19 protein-coding genes are annotated in these 19,873 nt (G+C 71.8%); 14 read left to right on the top strand and 5 right to left on the bottom strand.

Annotated features, from left to right (window positions below; genetic code table 11):
- Positions 1-149 precede the first annotated feature (149 nt).
- The gene (locus J7E22_RS02150; RefSeq protein WP_214978421.1) at positions 150-1,829 is read right to left on the bottom strand and encodes a molybdopterin-dependent oxidoreductase; all 1,680 of its coding nucleotides are present in this window, start codon (positions 1,827-1,829) and stop codon (positions 150-152) included.
- A gap of 140 nt (positions 1,830-1,969) precedes the next feature.
- Between J7E22_RS02150 and J7E22_RS02155 the strand changes: the two genes are divergently transcribed.
- Positions 1,970-2,659 (top strand): hypothetical protein, encoded by a 690-nt coding sequence (locus J7E22_RS02155; protein ID WP_214978423.1) that lies wholly within the window; start codon positions 1,970-1,972, stop codon positions 2,657-2,659.
- A gap of 76 nt (positions 2,660-2,735) precedes the next feature.
- On the opposite strand, the gene gndA is transcribed toward J7E22_RS02155, so the two are convergent.
- Positions 2,736-4,193, bottom strand: coding sequence for an NADP-dependent phosphogluconate dehydrogenase (gene gndA, locus J7E22_RS02160; protein ID WP_214978425.1), 1,458 nt, complete (start codon positions 4,191-4,193; stop codon positions 2,736-2,738).
- Between the two features lie 115 nt (positions 4,194-4,308).
- Between gndA and J7E22_RS02165 the strand changes: the two genes are divergently transcribed.
- The gene (locus tag J7E22_RS02165) at positions 4,309-4,848 is read left to right on the top strand and encodes a gluconokinase (protein WP_214978426.1); all 540 of its coding nucleotides are present in this window, start codon (positions 4,309-4,311) and stop codon (positions 4,846-4,848) included.
- Here J7E22_RS02165 and J7E22_RS02170 read toward each other — a convergent pair.
- Entirely contained in the window at positions 4,835-5,092 is a 258-nt protein-coding gene (locus J7E22_RS02170; RefSeq protein ID WP_214978428.1) for a hypothetical protein, read from the bottom strand. The two genes, J7E22_RS02165 and J7E22_RS02170, sit on opposite strands and share 14 nt — an antisense overlap.
- Positions 5,093-5,327: 235 nt before the next feature.
- On the opposite strand from J7E22_RS02170, the gene J7E22_RS02175 reads away from it, so the two are divergent.
- Genes J7E22_RS02175 through J7E22_RS02190 form a run of 4 tightly spaced genes read left to right on the top strand, consistent with a single transcriptional unit; the run spans position 5,328 to position 8,006 of the window.
- Positions 5,328-6,686 (top strand): sensor histidine kinase, encoded by a 1,359-nt coding sequence (locus J7E22_RS02175; protein WP_214978429.1) that lies wholly within the window; start codon positions 5,328-5,330, stop codon positions 6,684-6,686.
- A complete protein-coding gene (locus tag J7E22_RS02180) occupies positions 6,683-7,381 on the top strand; it encodes a response regulator transcription factor (protein ID WP_214978430.1) in 699 nt (232 codons plus the stop codon). Before J7E22_RS02175 ends, J7E22_RS02180 begins: the two co-directional genes overlap by 4 nt.
- Complete coding sequence (locus J7E22_RS02185; protein ID WP_308159114.1) at positions 7,378-7,632, top strand: ribbon-helix-helix protein, CopG family; 255 nt, start codon at positions 7,378-7,380, stop codon at positions 7,630-7,632. Before J7E22_RS02180 ends, J7E22_RS02185 begins: the two co-directional genes overlap by 4 nt.
- Complete coding sequence (locus J7E22_RS02190) at positions 7,629-8,006, top strand: type II toxin-antitoxin system death-on-curing family toxin (RefSeq protein WP_214978431.1); 378 nt, start codon at positions 7,629-7,631, stop codon at positions 8,004-8,006. Before J7E22_RS02185 ends, J7E22_RS02190 begins: the two co-directional genes overlap by 4 nt.
- Positions 8,007-8,083: 77 nt before the next feature.
- Here J7E22_RS02190 and uxaC read toward each other — a convergent pair whose 3' ends face one another.
- Together uxaC and J7E22_RS02200 are read right to left on the bottom strand one after the other, a co-directional pair.
- Positions 8,084-9,517 carry a glucuronate isomerase gene (uxaC, locus tag J7E22_RS02195; protein ID WP_214978432.1) on the bottom strand — a complete coding sequence of 478 codons (1,434 nt, stop codon included), beginning with the start codon at positions 9,515-9,517 and terminating at the stop codon, positions 8,084-8,086.
- Between the two features lie 25 nt (positions 9,518-9,542).
- Complete coding sequence (locus J7E22_RS02200; protein WP_214978433.1) at positions 9,543-10,616, bottom strand: LacI family DNA-binding transcriptional regulator; 1,074 nt, start codon at positions 10,614-10,616, stop codon at positions 9,543-9,545.
- A 154-nt stretch (positions 10,617-10,770) separates the two neighbouring features.
- On the opposite strand from J7E22_RS02200, the gene J7E22_RS02205 reads away from it, so the two are divergent.
- The 8 genes from J7E22_RS02205 (at position 10,771) to manD (ending at position 19,846) form a co-directional block, all read left to right on the top strand.
- Positions 10,771-12,126 (top strand): ABC transporter substrate-binding protein, encoded by a 1,356-nt coding sequence (locus tag J7E22_RS02205; RefSeq protein WP_214978434.1) that lies wholly within the window; start codon positions 10,771-10,773, stop codon positions 12,124-12,126.
- The gene (locus tag J7E22_RS02210) at positions 12,126-13,202 is read left to right on the top strand and encodes a carbohydrate ABC transporter permease (protein ID WP_214978435.1); all 1,077 of its coding nucleotides are present in this window, start codon (positions 12,126-12,128) and stop codon (positions 13,200-13,202) included. The genes J7E22_RS02205 and J7E22_RS02210 overlap by 1 nt, the downstream gene beginning before the upstream one ends.
- Positions 13,199-14,146, top strand: a complete 948-nt coding sequence (locus tag J7E22_RS02215) for a carbohydrate ABC transporter permease (protein ID WP_251008593.1) — start codon at positions 13,199-13,201, stop codon at positions 14,144-14,146. Before J7E22_RS02210 ends, J7E22_RS02215 begins: the two co-directional genes overlap by 4 nt.
- 79 nt (positions 14,147-14,225) lie before the next feature.
- Positions 14,226-15,062, top strand: a complete 837-nt coding sequence (locus J7E22_RS02220) for a sugar phosphate isomerase/epimerase (protein WP_214978437.1) — start codon at positions 14,226-14,228, stop codon at positions 15,060-15,062.
- On the top strand, positions 15,059-16,342 hold the full coding sequence (locus tag J7E22_RS02225; protein ID WP_214978439.1) for a Gfo/Idh/MocA family protein: 1,284 nt from the start codon (positions 15,059-15,061) through the stop codon (positions 16,340-16,342). Before J7E22_RS02220 ends, J7E22_RS02225 begins: the two co-directional genes overlap by 4 nt.
- A complete protein-coding gene (locus J7E22_RS02230; RefSeq protein WP_214978441.1) occupies positions 16,339-17,226 on the top strand; it encodes a sugar phosphate isomerase/epimerase in 888 nt (295 codons plus the stop codon). The genes J7E22_RS02225 and J7E22_RS02230 overlap by 4 nt, the downstream gene beginning before the upstream one ends.
- On the top strand, positions 17,223-18,500 hold the full coding sequence (locus J7E22_RS02235) for a mannitol dehydrogenase family protein (protein WP_214978443.1): 1,278 nt from the start codon (positions 17,223-17,225) through the stop codon (positions 18,498-18,500). Before J7E22_RS02230 ends, J7E22_RS02235 begins: the two co-directional genes overlap by 4 nt.
- Positions 18,497-19,846 carry a D-mannonate dehydratase ManD gene (manD, locus tag J7E22_RS02240; protein ID WP_251008594.1) on the top strand — a complete coding sequence of 450 codons (1,350 nt, stop codon included), beginning with the start codon at positions 18,497-18,499 and terminating at the stop codon, positions 19,844-19,846. Before J7E22_RS02235 ends, manD begins: the two co-directional genes overlap by 4 nt.
- Positions 19,847-19,873: the final 27 nt, after the last annotated feature.

Genomic DNA, 19,873 nt, shown 5'->3' on the forward strand with positions numbered 1-19,873 from the left:
CGGCGCCAGCCGAGCACCGTCTCGTCGGCGTGGACCGACCCACCCGCCCGCACCGTGCCTCCCGACCGCACCGCGGAGCGAACCAGCCAGCGCGCGAAGGGACCAGCGAGCAGACCTGACTGCGCGCGAACCTGCCAGCGCGCGGACGGTCAGCTCGCGCGGACCGTCACCGTGTGCCAACCCGAGGCGCCGTTCGGCGCCGGCGGCCGCTCGACACTCGTCTGGACCTCGCCGTCCGCGCTGATCGCCCGGACCTGGATGCGGTGCGAGCCGGCGTCCGGCGTCCACCGGAACACCCACTGCCGCCACGTGTCCGCCGACACCGAGTCGGCGAGGGTCGCGTCCTGCCAGGACCCGTTGCCGATCCGCACCTGGACGCCCCGCACACCCACGTGCGGCTGCCAGGCGACACCGGCGATCGCCACCTGCTTGCCGGCCTCCACCGTCGAGCCATCGCGGGGCGTGTCGACCCGCGACTCGAGCTTGACCGGGCCGCGCTCCGACCAGCCACGCGGCGTCCAGTACCCCTGGGCGTCGGCGAAGCGGGTGACCTCGAGCTCGGTGACCCACTTCGTCGCCGAGACGTACCCGTACAGGCCCGGCACCACCATGCGGACCGGGAACCCGTGCTGGGCCGGCAGCGGCTCACCGTTCATGCCCACCGCGAGGATCGCCGCGGTCCCCTTGTCCTGCAGGACGTCCAGGGGCGTCCCGGCGGTGAAGCCGTCGATGCTCCGCGAGAGGACCATGTCGGCGCCCGCGTGTGGTCCGGCGCGTTCCAGGAGTGCGCGGATCGGGTAGCCCAACCACCTGGCGGTGCCGATCAGGTCGCCGCCGACCTCGTTCGAGACGCAGCTCAGGGTCGCGTAGTGCTCCTCGAGCGGCAGCGCGAGGAGCTGGTCCCACGTCAGCACGACCTCGTGGTCCACCGCGCCGTGGATGCGGAGTTGCCACGTTGCCGGGTCGACGGACGGCACGCTCAACGCGGTGTCGATCCGGTAGAAGTCGGCGTTCGGGGTCACGTACGGGGTGATCCCCGCGACGCCGAGTGACGCACCCGCCGGGACGGACGCAGCGGGCGCCGCGGCGCGCGGCAGCCGGATGGCACGGCGGGCGGCAGCGGCCGCCTGCATGGCGGACGATCCGAGCCGGGAGGCGGTGCCCACCACGACCGCGAGCCCCGCCGCGGTGACGCCCCAGACCAGGAACGCACGGCGCTCGGTCGAGGCTGGTCGGGGTGCGGCCGAGGGGACGGCGGCTGCGGCCTCCCACCGTCGGAGTCGTCCGGTCAGGACCCGGAGGACGATGACCGCCGCCGCCACACCGAGCACGGTGGGTGCGCCGTCCAGGGAGCCGCTGCCGGACCGCGTCGTCACGGCGAACAGCGCGAGGACACCGCCGATCGCGAAGACCAGTGCGCCGAAGGGGGGACGGGCGCGCTCCAGGATGCCGGCGCCCGCGCTGACCACGGCGACGATGGCTGTCATCAGCACGAACAGGGCGACCTTGTCCCCGGTCCCGAACAGCGCGACCATGAGGTCCTTCGCAGGCGGCGGGGCGAGGTCGATGACCGCGGACCCCACGGCGACGAGCGGGCTGCCGGCACCACCGAGGAGCAGGGCGCCGAACTCGGCGAGACCGAGGAACGCGGCTGCGGCCACGAGGCCCGCGGCAGCCGCCCAGCGGCGGGGACGTGCCGGCACCACGACGTCCGGCGTCCGCACGGGTCCGCCCTGGCGACCAGTGCTGCTGCCCGAGGGGTCACCGACGCCTCGGTCGCTCACGGGTCCTCCGGTCACGGGTCCTTCGGTGGCGGCGCCCTCGGTCATGACCCGAGGCTAGAGCCGGACTGCCGCAGGACTGCTGACAGTCGTGCATGCACCGGGGCACGTGGTCGTGCCGGCGGTTCGGGCGTGCGTTCCCCGGCCCTCCAGAGACCGGCGGCCATCGGGCGTGCGAGGATCGGGGCATGGCGAGGCATCCGGACCGTGCTCCACGGCGGGACGGCGCGCGCGGTCGCGGGCCGGCCGATCCGGTGCGGCGACTCATGGTCGTCCGGTGGGTCATCGTCGCCGTCTGGCTCGCACTGCTGGTCAGCCGCGTCCTGGTCGTGGCGTTGGCGCCGCACACCGACCTCAGCTTCTTCGCCATCGCCGAGGCCGTGTCCATCGCGCTCGGGGTGGCGCTCATCGTCGTCGCGGTGGTGCGTGCGCAGACGATCCGACGGCGCCGACAGGACGAAGCCCTGGCGCTCGCGATCCGGCGCATCGACCCCACGGTGTGGCTGGTCCCGGCGGCGCCCACGGCCGAGCTCCGGGCGGCGATGGAGGAACTCCGGGCCGAGGTCAGCCTGGGGGAGCGGGTCACCTGGGCGTTCGGCGCGACCGAGGCCTCCCTGTGGGAACTCGACGAACGGCGTGCGACGCGGCTGCTCGTGATCCGGTGGAGCCGGATGGTGCACGTCGGGCTCGAGGACCGGACCCCGGGCGAGGGGCGACGGGCGTGCGCCGTGGCGTTGCACTACGTGCGGATGGACGACTCCCCGGCGGTCGCGACGTTCTTCGTGCGGGCGGCACCCGGGTCGAAGCGACTGCTCGGGCGGGGACCGAAGCTCGAGCGGCTCGTCGTGGACCTGGCGCGCGAGCGCATCGTCTCGTAGGACGGGGTCGGCTCGTGCGCAGGGCCGGAAGGCCCCGCCGATCGGCAGGGCCTTCCGGACGTGTCGTCCCCGCGGACTAGTGCGTCGACGGCTCCTGTTCGACCTCGCGGCGGTCCTCGTCGGACCAGAGCGTGTGGAACGTCCCCGGCTTGTCGATGCGCTGGTAGGTGTGCGCGCCGAAGAAGTCACGCTGACCCTGGATGAGCGCGGCGGGCAGCCGGTCGGACGCCAGCGCGTCGAAGTACGACAGCGCGGACGAGAACCCGGGCGCCGGGATCCCGGACGCGGCTGCGATGCCGACGATGCGACGCCAGGCGGCTTCACCCTCGGCGACGGCGTTCGCGAAGTACGGGTCGACCAGCAGGCTCTCGAGCTCGGGGTTCTCGTCGTAGGCCTCGACGATGCGGTTGAGGAACTGTGCGCGGATGATGCAGCCGCCGCGCCAGATCTTCGCGATGTTGCCGAGGTCGATGTCCCAGCCGTACTCCTTCGCCCCCGCGATGATGAGGTCGAAGCCCTGCGCGTACGCGACCACCTTCGAGGCGTACAGCGCGGCCCGGACGTCGTCGGCGAAGGTGTCCGGGACCTCGGCGATCGCGGGGCGCGACTGCACCGACTGCTGCACCGCGGCGCGCTGGGTCGGCTTCGACGACACGGCCCGGGCGAAGACCGCTTCGCCGATGCCGGACACCGGGATGCCGAGTCCCACCGCGTTCTGCACGGTCCACACGCCGGTGCCCTTGGAGCCGGCCTCGTCGCGGATCACGTCGACGAGCGGCTTGCCGGTCTCGGCGTCGCGCTGCTTGAGGATCTCGGCGGTGATCTCGATGAGGTAGGACTCGAGGTCGCCCTTGTTCCACTCGTCGAACACCTTCACCAGGTCCTCGACGTCGAGACCCCCGGCGCGGCGGAGCAGGTCGTAGGACTCCGCGATCAGCTGCATGTCGGCGTACTCGATGCCGTTGTGCACCATCTTCACGAAGTGTCCTGCGCCCCCGGTGCCGATGTGCGTGACGCAGGGCTCGCCCTCGGCGACGGCGGCGATGGACTTCAGGATCGGCCCGAGGGTCTCCCAGGCCTCCTTCGAGCCGCCGGGCATGATCGACGGCCCCTTGAGCGCGCCTTCTTCGCCACCGGAGATGCCGGTGCCGACGAAGTTCAGGCCGCGCTCGCTGAGGTCGTGCTCGCGGCGGATGGTGTCGTGGAAGTTCGCGTTGCCGCCGTCGACGATGATGTCGCCGGGCTCGAATCGGTCGGCGAGCTGGGAGATCACGGCGTCGGTGCCCTTGCCGGCCTGCACCATGATGATCGCCGTGCGGGGCTTCGAGAGCGACGCGACGAACTCGTCGATGTCCTTCGACGCGATGAACCCGACGTCGCCGTGCTCCTGCAGCAGCTCCTCGGTGCGGGCGTACGTGCGGTTGTAGACCGCGACGGTGTTGCCCTCCCGACTGGCGAGGTTCCGTGCGAGGTTCGAGCCCATGACGGCGAGGCCGACCACGCCGATGTTCGCCTGTCCGTTGTTGTCTGCCACGAAGGTCTCCTTTGTCCTGACGTCTTGCCGACCAACCTATGCACCGCGCCCTGGAACCGCACCGGTGTTACGGGATCGTGTGGAGAGCGTTCACCCGGACGCCTACGGTGGAGGGATGACCGATCGCGCCGTCCTCCCGCCCGTGCTCGTGATGGGTGTCTCCGGGTCGGGGAAGACCACGATCGGCGAGGCGGTGGCCGTCGCCCTCGCCGAGCGCGGCCAGCCGACCACCTTCGTCGACGCTGACGACCTGCACCCGGCCGCGAACAAGGAGAAGATGCGCCGCGGCATCCCGCTCACGGACGAGGACCGCTGGCCGTGGCTCGACGCCTGCGCCGCGCGGATCGTCGCGGTCGAGGCGACCGGTTCCCGGTGCGTGATGGCGAACTCGGCACTGCGACGTGTCTACCGGGACCGACTGCGCGCCTCCGTCCCGGACCTCGTCATCGCCTTCCTGGACGGGTCCCACGCCCTGATCGCCGAGCGGCAGGCACACCGGCACCACGAGTTCATGCCGCCGTCGCTGCTCGACTCCCAGTTCGCGACGCTGGAGCGTCCGCAGCCGGACGAGGCCGCCGTCGCCGTGTCGATCGCGGGACCGGTCGACGACACGGTGACGGCGATCCTCGCCGCGCTCGAGGTCACTTCCGGCTGAGCTCGGAGAGCCGCGCCCGGTACTCCTCGGCACCGATGTCGCCGCGGGCGAACCGGTCCGCCAGCACGGAACGGGCGTCGGCGAGTGCGCGCCAGCTGCCCCGTCGGAAGACCCCGAACACCAGGAAGACGACGAGGAACACGACGAAGAAGAACGCGGGGAAGACGAAGAACGGGAACCCGGCCCCGCCGTGCCAGTAGGGGCCGGCTGCGGTGGTGGCTGCTGTGGTGAGTGACGTGATCATGGTGACCTCCTGGTCGGTTGCTGGTCGCTCGGATGCGACCGCTGGTCGCTGTGCTGCGACCGTTCCAGCGTCGGTCCTGGAGGCCCGTCACGCGTCCGCCGCCGAGGCCCACTTCCGCCTGCTCCCGCCGTCGTACAGCGGCCCGTCCTCCACAGGCACCTGCGCCCGGGGGAGTAGTCCACAGGTCGTGCGCTCGCCCGATGTCGCCGGGACCACGCGACCCTAGGCTCGACCCATGCACAGCGGACCGAGCTCGACGACCCCGGACGAGGACACGCCTCGGCCGGACGGCCGTCGACGGTTCGGCAGGTTCGGCCGGGTCCTGCCCGTGGCGCTCGTCCAGGTCCTCGGGACGCTCGGGGCCTCCCGCTTCACGGGGTCGGCGGCCGGGGGTGGGCCGCCGTGGGCACGGCACGTCGTCCTCGGGCCGGTCGACGCGGTCGCGGTCGGTCCCGTCGCACTCGGCCTGCTGCTCGCCGGCATCGTGCTGCTCCCGTGGCGGTGGCGATGGCCGCGCGCGGTGCTGGTCGGCACGCTCGTCACGACCGTCGCCTACGCGGTCGTCGTGAGTCCGCGGGGGCCGTTCGTCGCGGCCCTGACAATGGCGATGGCGAACGCGTGGCTCCGCGGGCACCGGTGGGCGGTCGGCGTCGTCGCGGCGATCAGCGTCGTCACGCTGCCCGCCGCGGACCTCGTGCTCGGCCGGTCGCCGGCGCTCGACCCCAGTGCGGTGCTGCTCGCGCTCGCGTGGGCCACCGTGACCATCGCCGTGTCCGAGCTGGCTCGGGTCCGCATCGAGCGGGTGGCCGAGCGTCGGCGTCAGCGGGTCGAGGCCGAGCGTCGCCGAGCCGAAGCCGAACGGGTCCGGATCGCCCGTGAACTCCACGACTCGGTCGCGCACGCCATGTCGCTCATCAACCTGCAGGCGGGGGTCGCGCTCCACCTGGGCTCCGACCTGCCGGAGCAGACGCAACAGGCACTCGGGAACATCCGGGACGCCAGCCGGGACGCCCTCGTCGAGCTGCGGACGATCCTCGGCGTCCTCCGCGCCGTGGACGCCGACGCGTTCGGATCCGACCGCGACCCCACCCCGGGGATGGACCGGATCCCGGCGCTCGTCGAACGCGCCCGTGCCGCCGGCGTGGACATCGCCGCGACCGTCGCTGGCGATCCGGGTCGTCTCGACGCCATCACGGACCGGAACGGGTTCCGCATCGTGCAGGAATCGGTGACGAACGTCATGAAGCACGCTCCGGGCCACCGCGTGGTCATCACCGTCGACGTCGGGCCGGACGTCGTCGACCTGACCGTCAGGGACCACCCGGCGACGACCCGACCACCGCGCGCCGGGGTGTCGCAAGCGGGACCAGCACTCCCCGGGCCGACCGCCGGGCTCCCAGCCACCGGTCTCGGTCCGACCGGCAACGGGATCATCGGCATGCGCGAGCGCGCGGACGCCGTCGGTGGGACCCTCGCGGCGGCGCCCACGGCCGACGGCGGGTGGCAGGTGACCGCGCGCCTGCCCGTCCGCGGACCCGTGGCCGAGGCGACCGCCCGGGCCACCACCTTCCCCGACACCGGAGCCACACGATGACGCCACACCGCCCCGCGACACCCGAGGCGACCATCCGGGCCGTGCTGGCGGACGACCAGGTGCTCATCCGGGCCGGACTCCGTGCACTGGTCGAGGCAGAGCCCGACATGGTGGTCGTCGCCGAGGCGGGCGACGGGGACGCGGCAGTCGACGCAGCTCGCGCCACGCAGCCGGACGTCGTCCTCATGGACATCCGGATGCCGGGCACGGACGGCCTCGCTGCGACGCAGCGGATCTCCGCCGACCCGGACCTCGCGGCGGTGCACGTCGTCATCCTCACCACCTTCGAAGAGGACGACTACGTGTTCGAGGCGATCCGCGGCGGCGCTGCGGGCTTCCTCGTCAAGGACACCGAACCGGCCGAACTCCTCCGGGCGATCCGGACGGTCGTGGCCGGCGACTCCCTGCTGTCGCCCCGGGCCACGCGGTCCCTGGTGGAGGCGTACGCCACCCACGCGACGTCGACCTCGCTCGCGCCGGAGCTCGACGTCCTGACCGACCGCGAGCGTCAGGTCATGCAGCTCGTCGCCGCGGGCCTCACGAACACCGAGATCGCGGCCCACCTGTTCGTCAGCCCGATGACCGCGAAGACCCACGTCTCCCGGGCGATGATCAAGCTCGGCGCCCGCGACCGCGCCCAGCTGGTCGTCTTCGCCTACGAGACCGGCCTGGTCACGCCGGGGTGGCGCCCGTGACCCGCCTCCTGATCCGCCGTGGTATCGCAGTTGATACCATGCCGCCCATGGCCATGACACTGCGGTTGGACGACGCGGAAGCTGCGGCGCTGCGGAAGCGGGCAGACCTCGAAGAACGGTCGATGCAGGACATCGCCCGCGCGGCCATCCGCGAGTACATCGAGCACCACAGCCGCAGCGATCTGATCGATTCGGTGCTGGACACGCAACTGCCGCGATTCGCGGAGGCCCTCGACCGACTCGGACGATGATCCACCTGACCGTCGATGACGCGCTCCACATCGCGCGTCGCACGCTCGGGCCGGACGTCGCTGTCCGCGATGTCGGCCTGATCGAGGCGGCGATGGTCCGGCCCGCCGCGTCGATCGGCGGTCGTGACGCGTATCCGACGCTGCTCGAGAAGGCCGCCGCGGTCGTGCACTCCACGGTGCGGAACCACGCGCTCGTCGACGGGAACAAGCGTCTCGGACTCATGGTGCTCGTGGTCTTCCTCGAGGTGAACGGCAGGGGCTTCCTCGCCTCGAACGATGCCGCGTACGAGTTCATCGTCGCGATCGCCGACGGGCGACTCGACTCGGTCCCCGAGATCGCCGCGGTGCTCGAGGACCTGGTGTCGTCCAGCTGATCCCGCACGGCGAGGAACGGCAACTGACGCCACCCGCGCCCGCGGCTGACCCGGCTGCCGCAGCGGGTCTGATCCACCTACAGCTTGAACGTCGCCTTCGGGATGTCCGACACGATCCGCCGTGCGGTGCGCACCGCGTCCTCCTCGGAGATCTGGTGCGTCACCACGAGCGACGCCAGGTACGCCGCATCCGCCCGCCGCGCCATGTCGTGCCGCGCCGGGATGGAGCAGTACGCGCGGGTGTCGTCGATGAAGCCCGACGTCTTGGTGAACGACGCCGAGTCGGTGATCGCCGCCCGGTAACGCCCGATCGCCGCCGGGGTGTCGATGAACCACCACGGGGCTCCGGCGTACACGGCGGGGTAGAAGCCGGCGAGCGGCCCGATCTCCCGCGAGAACACGGTCTCGTCGACGGTGAACAGCACGAGGTGGAACCCGGGTGCGGTGCCGAACGCGTTGAGCAGCGGCCGGAGCGGCTCGGTGAAGGACCCGACGGCGGGCAGGTCGTGCCCGGTGTCACCCCCGAAGCGCGCGAGCGTCGGCTCGTGGTGGTTCCGGATGACGCCGGGGTGCAGTTGCATCACCAGGCCGTCCTCGACGCTCATCTCGGCCCAGCGGTAGAGCATGTCGTGCCGGTAGGCGACGGCCTCCGCCGCAGTCACCGTACCGTGCAGGGCGGCCGTGTGGATGCGCGAGCGCTCGGCGTGCGACAGCGGGTGCGACCCGGCGTCCAGCACACCGGTGTCCGTCGCCGTCGCGCCGTGCTCGATGAAGTACCGCCGCCGCGCGCGGAGCGCCGCGAGCAGCCCGTCGTGGGTTCCCGTGTCGATGCCGGCGGCCTCGCCGATCGACGCGACCACGTGCCTCCAGTCCGAGCGGGACGGGTCGAACACGGCGTCCGCGCGGAAGGTGGGGACCACCCGCCCGGTGAACGAGGGGTCGGCAGCGAGCCGCGCGTGCGCGGCGAGGTCAGCCGTCGGGTCGTCGGTGGTCGCCAGGACCTCGATGCCGAAGGCGTCGAACAGGGCACGCGGCCGCATCCGCGGCTCCTGGAGCAGCGCCGCGATGTGGTCGTACTGCTCGTCGGCGTTCGCCGCATCGGGTGCGGTGTCGAGCCCGAAGACGTCGTGGAGCTCGCTCTCGAACCAGAACCGGACCGGGGTGCCGAGGAAGTCGTCCCAGTGCTCCGCCAGCTGCCGCCAGGCGTCGCGGCCGGGAGGCACGGGTCGCCCTGACGACGCATCCGCGCGTCCCAGCGCCTCCAGCGGGACGCCGTTGGCGTGCAGGAGCCGCAGGACGTAGTGGTCGGGTGTGATGAGGAGCGATGCCGGGTCCTGGAACGGCTGGTCGTCCGCGAGCAGGGCCGCGTCGACGTGGCCGTGCGGCGAGATGATCGGGGCGTCGCGCACGGCCTCGTAGACGGTGCGGGCGACGGCTCGGGCGCCGGATTCCGCGGCGAACAAGCGGTCCGGGTGTGGCGCCAGGGGCGTGCCGGTGCGGGCGTGGGTCATCATCGACTCCTTCTGGGGTCCGCCCTCAGGCGGAGCGGGGTGCGGGGGTGGGGGCGGAGGCGGGAGCGGTTCCGGGCTCGGGGGCCGGCCCGGTGGACTCGCGGACGGTGAGGTGCGTGGGCAGGGCGACGGCCCCGTTCGGCTGCTCGGTCGGGACGTCGTCGGCGGGGATGGCATCGAGCCGACCGAGCAGCATGCGGACCGCGACCCGCCCCGCCCGCTCGATGGGCGACGTCATCGTCGTGAGCGGCGGGTTGCAGAAGTCGGCACCGAAGATGTCGTCGCACCCGACGATGCTCATGTCCTGCGGTACCCGCACCCCGCGTTCGCGCAGGCGGGTGAGCATGCCGATCGCGATGAGGTCGTTGAAGGCGATGCAGGCGGTCGCTCCGGCGTGCACCGCGGCGTCGGCGGCGGCGGCACCGGAGTCGACGAAGGGGGCGTGCGGCCCGATCCGGGCGACGCGGAGGCCCAGACGCCTGCCGGACCGGACGAGCGCCTTCCACCGGCGCTCGTTCGACCACGAGCTGTCCGGGCCGGCGACGTACAGGATCTCCCGGTGCCCGAGCGAGGCGAGGTGCTGGACTGCTTGTTCGACCCCGCCGGGGGTGTCGATGAGCACGGACGGGACCCCCGCGGGTCGACGGTTCAGGACCACGAGCGGCGTGCGCTCGGCGAAGCGGGCGATCTGGGCGTCGGACAGGCGCGAGGCGGTGAGCACGACGCCGTCCGCCTTGCCCGCGATGGCGGTGAGCGCGGCGGTCTCGGCCTCGGCGGACTCCTCCGTGTCGACGAGCAACTGGGTCCACCCGGCTGCGGCGAGCTGGTGCTGCGTGCCGCGGATCACGTCGAAGTAGAAGGGGTTGGTGATGTCCGACACCAGGACCGCGACGGCCCGGGTCCGTCCGGACGTCAGCGCGCGCGCCTGCGAGTTCGGCACGTAGCCGAGCTCTCGCGCCGCCTGCTGGATCCGTTGCTGGGTCGCCTGGTTCACCCGGTCGGGCAGCGACAGCGCGCGGGACACCGTCGAGACGGCCACGCCGGTCGCGTCGGCGATGTCCCGGATGGTCACCCGCCTGGTGCGCTCGAGCTCGTTCACAGCGCCGACCGTATTCCGCGTGGCAACAAGTGGCAACCGGTTGCCGGACGTTTGCCACCCGCGGAACAGTGGTGCCCACGCCGGGGGCACCGCCACCGGGACCCGGGATCGCAGCGTCGCACCCGGGTGGAGGTCTCGAGGAGGAAACCCCCGCATGAGCACACGAGGACTGAGGGCACGCACCCTCGCCGGTGCCGTGGTCGTCGTCGCCCTCGCCGCGCTGTCCCTGCAGGGGTGCGCCGTGGTGAACGGCAGCGGTGACGACCCGAACACCCTCCGCGTCATGATGGCCGCGGACACCACCTACCCCAAGCAGCGCAAGCAGTGGCAGCAGGACACCGCCGCGGCGTTCAAGCGCACCACCGGAGCGGACATCCAGTGGGAGACGTACTCCTCCGCGCAGGAGGAACTGACCGCGATCCAGACGAGCGTGATCTCCGGCCAGGGCCCCGACGTCTACGCCATCGGGACGACGTTCACCCCGACGGCGTACGCGACCGGGGCGTTCGTCGAGATGGGTCCGGAGCAGTGGAAGGCCGTCGGCGGCAAGGACCAGTTCGACCCCGCGTCCTTCGGGATCTCGGGCCCGAGCCCCTCGAAGCAGATCGGCATCCCGTTCGCCAGCCGTCCGTTCGTGATGGCGGTGAACAAGGAGCTGCTCGCGAAGGCCGGCATCACCGAGATGCCCACGACGTGGGACGAGCTGACCGCCGACGCGAAGGCGACCACGAGCGGTGACGTCCACGGTCTGGCGGTCGCCTACGCCGACGGGTTCGACCCGTGGAAGTTCATCTGGGGGATGGCCCAGAACGCCGGGAACACGATCGTGGACGGTTCGACGGCCGAGATCGACAGCACGGCGGTGGAGAACGCCTACCGCACCTACTTCGACTGGGTCACGAAGGACGGCGTCGTCGACCCCGCGGCGATCGGCTGGAACAACCCGCAGGCCCTCGCCCAGTTCACCGAGGGGAAGGCCGCGTTCTTCCCGATGACGACCACCACCGCGATCAACTCGTTCCGTGGCACGCCGGTGGACGGCAAGTACGCGTTCGCCCTGCTCCCGACCGTGCCACCCGGCGCGACCGAACGGCCGGCCGACGGCATCGACGCCGCGAGCATCCTGTCCGGCGACAACTTCGTCGTCGCGGACTACGGCACGAAGCAACGCCTGTCGTTCGACTTCGTCAAGCAGGTCAGCACGCCGGCAGCGCAGCTCGAGTACTACCGCCTGTTCGGCAACCTGCCCACGAACGCCGCCGCCGCCGCGCAGCTCGCGGGGGAGAACCCCCAGCTGGCCCCGATCATCCAGGCCGGCAAGCGCTCGAAGCCCACGGCCTTCACGGGCGCGTGGTCCGACATCCAGCTCTCGCTCGTCGACGTCGTCGTGCAGTCGATCCCGTCGCTCAAGGGTGGCGGCGTCAGCGACGACCAGCTCCGGAAGCGCCTGCGGCAGGCGCAGAAGGACGCCCAGTCCACGCTCGACCGGCAGAAGAACGGAGGTCTGTGATGACCGCCACCGAGACCAGGCGCGCGACCGCGCAGGCGCCACGGCCCGTCCGACCGCACGGCACCACGCCGTTGTCCCGGCGGGAACGCCCGCTGTGGATGCTCCTGCCCGGCGGGATCCTGATGGTCGCCGTCATCGTGGTGCCGCTGCTCGTGGGCGTGTACATCGCGATGCTCGACCTCGACCAGTACACGCTCCGCCAGTGGTTCAGCGCGCCGTTCGTCGGGCTCGGGAACTTCGTCGAGGCGATCACGGACTCCCCGCTCCTGCACTCGGTGTGGATCTCGGCCTCGCTGGCGGTCCTCGTCACCGCGGTCACGGTCCCGATCGGGGTGGCCGCCGCGATCTCCACCCAGAACCGGTTCCCCGGGCGCGGACTCGTCCGGTCGATCTACCTCATCCCGTACGTGCTGCCCGCGTTCGTCGTCGGCACGTTCTTCCGCACGATGCTCCAGCCGCAGGGCGTGGTGAACGCGGTGCTCGGCACCGACGTCCTCTGGTTGAACGGTCCCGCGTCCTACTGGGCCCTCGCCAGCGTGATGGTGTGGACCAGCTGGCCGTTCGTCTACCTGCTCTCCCTGGCCGGACTGCAGGCCGTCGAGACCGAGGTGCACGAGGCGGCAGCGCTCGACGGGGTCACGTGGTGGGCGAAACTCCGGTACATCGTCTTCCCGTACCTCCGCGGCCCGCTGTCCCTCGCGGTGATCATCTCGGTCCTGCACAACATCAACAACTTCACGCTGCCGTTCGTCCTGTTCGGGATCCCGCTGCCGTCCAGCGTCGAGGTGATGCCGGTCCTGACGTACATCGCCAGCTTCCAGTCGTTCCGCTTCGGCTTGTCCGCCGCGATGGCGATCTGCTCGCTCGTGATCGTCGCGATCCCGCTGTTCGTCTACCTGCGTGCCGTGCAGCTCGACACCGGTGACGACGCCGGGCCGAACCGGAAGCAGCGTCGGGCCGACCGCGCGACGCTCGCCGGCCCGACCCTGCCCGGCCCGACCCTGCCCGGCCCGACCCTGCCCGGCGAGGCCCTCGCCAGCCCCACCGCCGCTGACCTGGACGGAGCCCGCGCATGACCGCCTACGACACCACCCGGACCCGAGCCACCGCGACGCTGACCGAGAGCATCACCGCGCCGCACGGCCGCGGCCGGAAGCGACCGTACGACACTGACGTCACCCGACTCCTGCCGCGTTGGCTCCTGATCGTGGTGATCGCCGTCATCGTCGCCTTCATCGCGGTGCCGGTGCTCTACGTCGTCTTCGGCTCGGTGAACTCCGACGTCGCCGTCGCCCGCGGCGAGTACTTCCCGTCCGAGTTCACGCTCGCGAACTACGTCGACATCTGGTCGACGGTCGGTCTCGGGCAGGGACTCGTGAACTCGATCCTCACTGCGGGGGCGGTGGCCGTCGCCAGTGCCGCGCTCGCGGTGTCCACGGCGTACGTGCTCGTCCGGTTCCGGTTCCTCGGTCGCCTGACGATCCTCCGCGGGCTGCTCGCCCTGCAGTCGATCCCGGGCACGCTCCTGCTGCTGCCGGTGTTCGTGGTGTTCTCGAACATCGCGAGCGCGACCGGCGTGCAGATCATCGGGACCCGCTGGGGGTTGTTCGTCACGTACCTGACGTTCGCGCTGCCGTTCTCAACCTGGGTGATGGTCACGTACCTCCGGGGACTGCCGAAGGAGCTCGAGGAGGCCGCCCGCATCGACGGCGCCTCGTCGACCACGATCCTCACGAAGATCCTCCTGCCACTGTCGTGGCCGGGGATCGTCGTGTCCGCGATCTTCGCGTTCCTGCTCGGGTGGAACGACGTGCTCTTCAGCACGATCATGACGACCCCGAACACCCGCACCGTCGCGGTGGTGCTGCAGGTGCTCGGTACCGCCCAGGAGGGCGGGGCCGTCCCCATCTACGGCCAGATGATGGCCGCCTCCATCGTGTGCGCAGTGCCCGTCGTCGCGCTCTACCTCGTCTTCCAGCGCTACCTGGTCGGCGGTCTCACCGCCGGTTCGGTCAAGTAGCGCGAGTTGTCCACAGACAGCCTGGAGGCGCGGCGCAGCACCGCCTCGCGCGCCAGGCTGGTCGCATGAAGGGAATGCAATGACCCAGCCCAGTTGGGAACTCTCCGGTTTCGGCGACGAGATCGACGCCGATCCGATCGTCCAGGTCGCGGTCCTCCAGGCGCTCGGCGCCAGCGCGATCGAGGTCCGGAGCGCCTGGGGGGTGAACGTCGTCGACCTCGACGAGGACCAGCTCGCCGGCCTCCACCGTCTGTTCGAGGAACGCGGGCAGACCGTGTCCGCCATCGCGTCACCGATCGGCAAGGTCTCCGTCGACGAACCCGTCGAACACGAGGTCACTCGGCTCGGTCGCGCGATCGCCGCAGCCCACGCGCTCGGCACGACGAACATCCGGATCTTCTCGTTCTACTTCCCGGGCCGCACGCCGGACGCCGCACGTGACGACGTCCTCGTGCGGATGCGGGCACTCGCCGACCTCGCCGAACGCGAGGGCGTGACCCTCCTCCACGAGAACGAGAAGGAGATCTACGGAGACGTCCCCGCCCGGGTGCTCGACGTGGTCGAGAGCGTCGGGTCGCCGGCCCTGCGACTCGCCTGGGACAACGCCAACTACGTGCAGTGCGGCGTCCGACCGTTCACCGACGGCTGGGCCCAGCTCGCGCCGTACGTCGACTACCTGCAGGTGAAGGACGCCCTCGCCGCCGACTCCTCGGTGGTCCCTGCGGGGCAGGGCGACGGCGAACTGCTGCGCACGCTCACGGCCCTCCGCGACGCCGGGTACACCGGGTACGCCTCCCTCGAACCGCACCTCAGTGACGTCACCTCCCTCGGCGGGTTCTCCGGCCCCGCGGCGTTCGGCCGTGCGGCCCGCGCCTTCCGCACCCTCACCGACCAGATCGGAGTCACCCTGCGATGACCGACACCACCACCACGACCCCGCTCAAGCTCGCCGTCGTCGGCGCGGGCGTCATCGGACGCCACCACGCCGCGGTCGCCGTGCACCACGACGGACTCCAGGTCGTCGCCCTCGTCGACGCGATCCCCGCCGCGGCCACGAGCGCCGCCGACGAGATCGCCGCGATGGGCGTGCCCCGCCCGATCACCACCGAGACGATCGAGCAGGCAATCGCCGCCACCGACATCGACGTCGTCGCGATCTGCTCGCCCTCGGGCATGCACGTCCAGCTGGCCGAGGCCGCACTGGCCGCGGGGAAGCACGTCGTCATCGAGAAGCCCCTCGACACCACGATGCCCCGCGCCCGGCAGATCGCGGCGCTCGCCGCAGCCGCACGGCAGCGCGGCCTCGTCACGAGCGTCATCAGCCAGCACCGGTTCGACCCCGCGTCGGTCGCCGTGGCCGGTGCCGCGCACGACGGGCGCTTCGGCACGGTGACCTCGGGGGTCGCGAGCGTCGCCTGGTACCGGTCGCAGGGCTACTACGACTCCGGCGACTGGCGGGGCACCTGGGCGCTCGACGGCGGTGGCGCGGTGATGAACCAGGGCGTGCACACCGTCGATCTGCTCGTCTGGGCACTCGGGCGTCCGGTCGAGATCTCGGCACAGACCGGGCTGCTCGCGCACGACCGGATCGAGGTCGAGGACACGGCGGTCGCCACCGTCCGGTTCGCCTCGGGTGCGCTCGCGGTCATCCACTGCACGACGGCCGCCTACCCGGGGCTGTCCGCGCGCTACGCGGTGTACGGCACGCACGGGTCCGCGATCGTGGACGACGACCGGCTCGCGTACTTCCACGTCGCTCCGGACGCCGCCACCCTGGAGTCCGCATCGACGACCGCGAACGCGACGGCGGTCGCCGGCGCGGTGGATCAGAAGGCCGACGTGGTCCCGCCGGAACACGTGGTCGGGGGCCCGGCCGAGCCGGACCACTTCGCCGCCGGGCACGCCCGGCAGTACACCGACATCGTCGCGGCGGTCCGAGAGGGCCGGGAGCCCGGCGTGACCGTCGACGCCGCACTCGTCTCGCTCGCCACCGTGCGCGGCCTGTACGTCAGCGCCACCCTGGGCCGACCGGTCCGGATCGACGACGTCATCGACGGGGCCCACGACGACGTCGTCCCGGTCGTCGGCGCCCACGACACGGCCGAGGGCACCGCCGCCGCCACCGCCACCACCGGCGCCACCGCCACGACCGCCACGACCGCCGCGACCGCCTCGACCGAAGGAGCCACCCGATGAAGTTCTCCGTGTTCACCGCGTCCACCCCCGACTGGACCCCGGAGCAGGCAGCGACGATCCTCGCCGAGCAGGGCTGGGACGGCATCGAGTGGCGCATCGTCGACGACCGTCCGGACGACGGGGCCGAGGTCCCGTCCGAGCCCGCGTTCTGGGTCGGCAACCGGTCGACCTGGCAGTTCACCGGCATCCAGGACCGCGTCGGCGAGATCGCGCGGATCACCGACGCCGCGGGGCTCGAGTACTCGGGCATCGGCGGCTACCGGCAGGCCTCGGACCACGACGGCGTCGAGACCATGCTCTGGGTGACGTCCGAGCTCGGTGCGCGGCAGGTCCGGATCACGATGCCGATGTACCGGCAGGAGCGGGAGCACACGGGGGAGACCTACCCGCAGGTCTTCGACCGGACCCGGGCGGACCTGGAGTGGGCGGTCGCCCGCGCGGCCGAACTCGGCGTCAAGGCGCTGGTCGAGCTCCACCACATGACCATCACCCCGTCGGCGTCGGCGGCGCTCCGGTTGCTCGACGGCCTCGACCCGGCGCACGTCGGTGTAATCCACGACCTCGGCAACCTCGTCATCGAAGGGCAGGAAGACCACCTGGCCGCGTTCGAGCTCCTCGGCCCGTACCTCGCGCACGCCCACGTCAAGAACGCACGGTGGGTCGACACCGGGGACACCCGTGCCGACGGCAGCAGCATCTGGCAGAACGAGTGGGCGCCGCTCCGTTCCGGGCAGGCGTCGGTATCCGACTACCTCGACGCTCTCCGGCAGGTCGGGTACGACGGGTGGGTCACGATCGAGGACTTCTCGACCGACCTCCCGCTCGAGGCGCGCACGGCCGACAACCTCGCCTACCTCCGCTCGCTCGTGCCGGTGCCCGCATGACCCGACGCCCCGGCATCGTGCACGTCGGCATCGGGGCCTTCGCCCGCGCGCACCTCGCCTGGTACACCGAGCACGCCACAGGCGAGCCCTGGGGCATCACGGCCTTCAGCGGTCGGTCCGCCGGCGCCGCTGACGCCCTCGCGGCGCAGGACGGGCGGTACACGCTCGTCACCCGCGGCCCGGACGGTGACACCGCGGAGGTGCTCGACGTCCTCGTCGCAGCACACCCGGCCGACGACGTCCGTGCGCTGCGGGACGCGGTCGCTTCACCCCGGACGACGATCGTCACCCTGACGGTCACGGAGAACGGGTACCGCGACGGCTCGTCCGTCCCGGAACGCCTGGTCGCCGCCTTGGCCGCTCGTCGGGACGCTGGCGGGGGGCGCATCGCCCTGATGAGCCTCGACAACCTCACCCACAACGGCGCCGTGCTCGGCGACGCCGTCCGCGCGGCGGCGGCCGACCCGGCGCTGCGGGACTGGATCGACGCGTCGGTGTCGTTCCCGTCGTCCATGGTCGACCGCATCACCCCGGCGACCACGGCGGACGACGTCGCGTCGATCGCGGCGCTGCCGGGTGCACTGCCGGACGACACCGTCCCGGTCGTCACTGAGCCGTTCGCCGAGTGGGTGGTCGAGGACGCGTTCGACGGGATCGAGCGACCCGCGTGGGAGACCGCCGGCGTCCGGGTCGTGGCCGACGTCACCCCGTACGAGCAGCGGAAGCTGTGGCTCCTCAACGGCTCGCACTCCCTGCTCGCGTACCTCGGCCTGCAGCTCGGGCACGAGACGGTCGAGCAGGCGATGGCCGACCCGTTCTGCCGCGCGGCGGTCGAGGACCTCTGGGACGAAGCCGCGCGGGAACTCCCACTGCCGGACGCCGAGGTCGTCGAGGCCCGGGCGGCGCTCGTCGCCCGGTTCGAGAACGCCCGCATCCGCCACACCCTGCGCCAGATCGCGGGCAGTGGCTCGCAGAAACTCCCCGTCCGCGTCGTCGACGTGGTGCGGCACCGGTTCGACCGCGATCCGTCCACCGGGATCGGCCCCGGCGCCGCCACCGCGATCGCCGCGTGGTGGCTGCACCTGACGACCCAACCCGAGCTGGCGGACGACCCCGGCGCGCCCGGGCCAGACTCGGACGTGCACGACGTCCTCGGCGTGATCGCGCCCGACCTCGACACCCCACCCGTGGTCGCCGCCGTCTCGGCAGCGGCGGACCGCATCCGCACCGCGGCGGAGACACGCGCCGCGTCCCCCGAAGGAGCCCGCGCATGACCGAGACCACCAACCCCGCCGCTCCCGTCCCCGGCGCCCTCGACGACCGCAGCACCGCGGACGCCACGGCCGGGCGTCCCGACACGTGGGCGTCCTCGGACCGCGGACAGCTCATCGACCGCGCCGAGGTGATCGTCACCAGCCCGAACCGGAACTTCGTCACGCTGAAGATCACCACGGCCGACGGCGTCACCGGACTCGGCGACGCGACCCTGAACGGCCGCGAGCTCGCGGCGGCGGCGTACCTGTCCGAGCACGTCGTCCCGCTCCTCCTCGGTCGGGACGCCAGCCGGATCGAGGACACCTGGCAGTTCCTGTACCGCTCGTCGTACTGGCGCCGTGGGCCGGTGACCATGGCGGCGATCGCGGCGGTCGACATGGCGCTCTGGGACATCAAGGGCAAGGTCGCGGGGATGCCCGTCTACCAGCTGCTCGGTGGCGCCTCGCGCACGGGGCTCATGGCGTACGGACACGCCTCGGGCAAGGAACTCCCCGAGCTCTTCGACTCCATCCGGGAGCACCAGTCCGAGGGCTACCGGTCCATCCGGGTGCAGACGGGTGTCCCGGGCCTGGAGTCCATCTACGGCATCGCGTCGAACAAGACGACCGAGGGCAACAGCGGCGTCCGGTACGACTTCGAGCCGGCGCAGCGCGGGGCCTACCCGGCGATGGAGGACTGGGACACCCGCGCCTACCTCCGGCACGTGCCGACGGTGTTCGAGGCCGTCCGCAACGAGTTCGGTCCCGAGCTGCCGCTCCTGCACGACGGGCACCACCGCATGACCCCACTGCAGGCCGCGAAGCTCGGCAAGTCGCTCGAGCCGTACGACCTGTTCTGGCTCGAGGACTGCACCCCGGCCGAGAACCAAGAGGCCCTGAAGCTCGTGCGGCAGCACACCACGACGCCGCTGGCGATCGGCGAGGTCTTCAACACGATCTGGGACTTCAAGGACATCATCCGCGACCAGCTCATCGACTACGTCCGCGGCGCGGTGACGCACATGGGTGGCATCTCGCCGCTGAAGAAGACGATGGACTACGCCGCGCTCTACCAGGTGAAGTCCGGGTTCCACGGGCCGACCGACATCTCGCCGGTCGGGCTGGCCGCCCAGATGCACCTCGGGCTCGCGATCCACAACTTCGGCATCCAGGAGTACATGCAGCACGGTCCCCAGACGAACCAGGTCTTCCGGCAGACCTTCACCTTCACAGACGGCTACCTCCACCCCGGCGACGAGCCGGGCCTCGGCGTCTCCCTCGACGTGGACGAGGCGGGGAAGTACCCGTACGAGCAGGCGTACCTGCCGTTCAACCGCCTGGCCGACGGCACCGTCCACGACTGGTGACGTGCCGAGGCCGCTCCGCTCGCGTCG

Source organism: Curtobacterium sp. ISL-83 (genome assembly GCF_018613895.1).
Taxonomy (GTDB): domain Bacteria; phylum Actinomycetota; class Actinomycetes; order Actinomycetales; family Microbacteriaceae; genus Curtobacterium.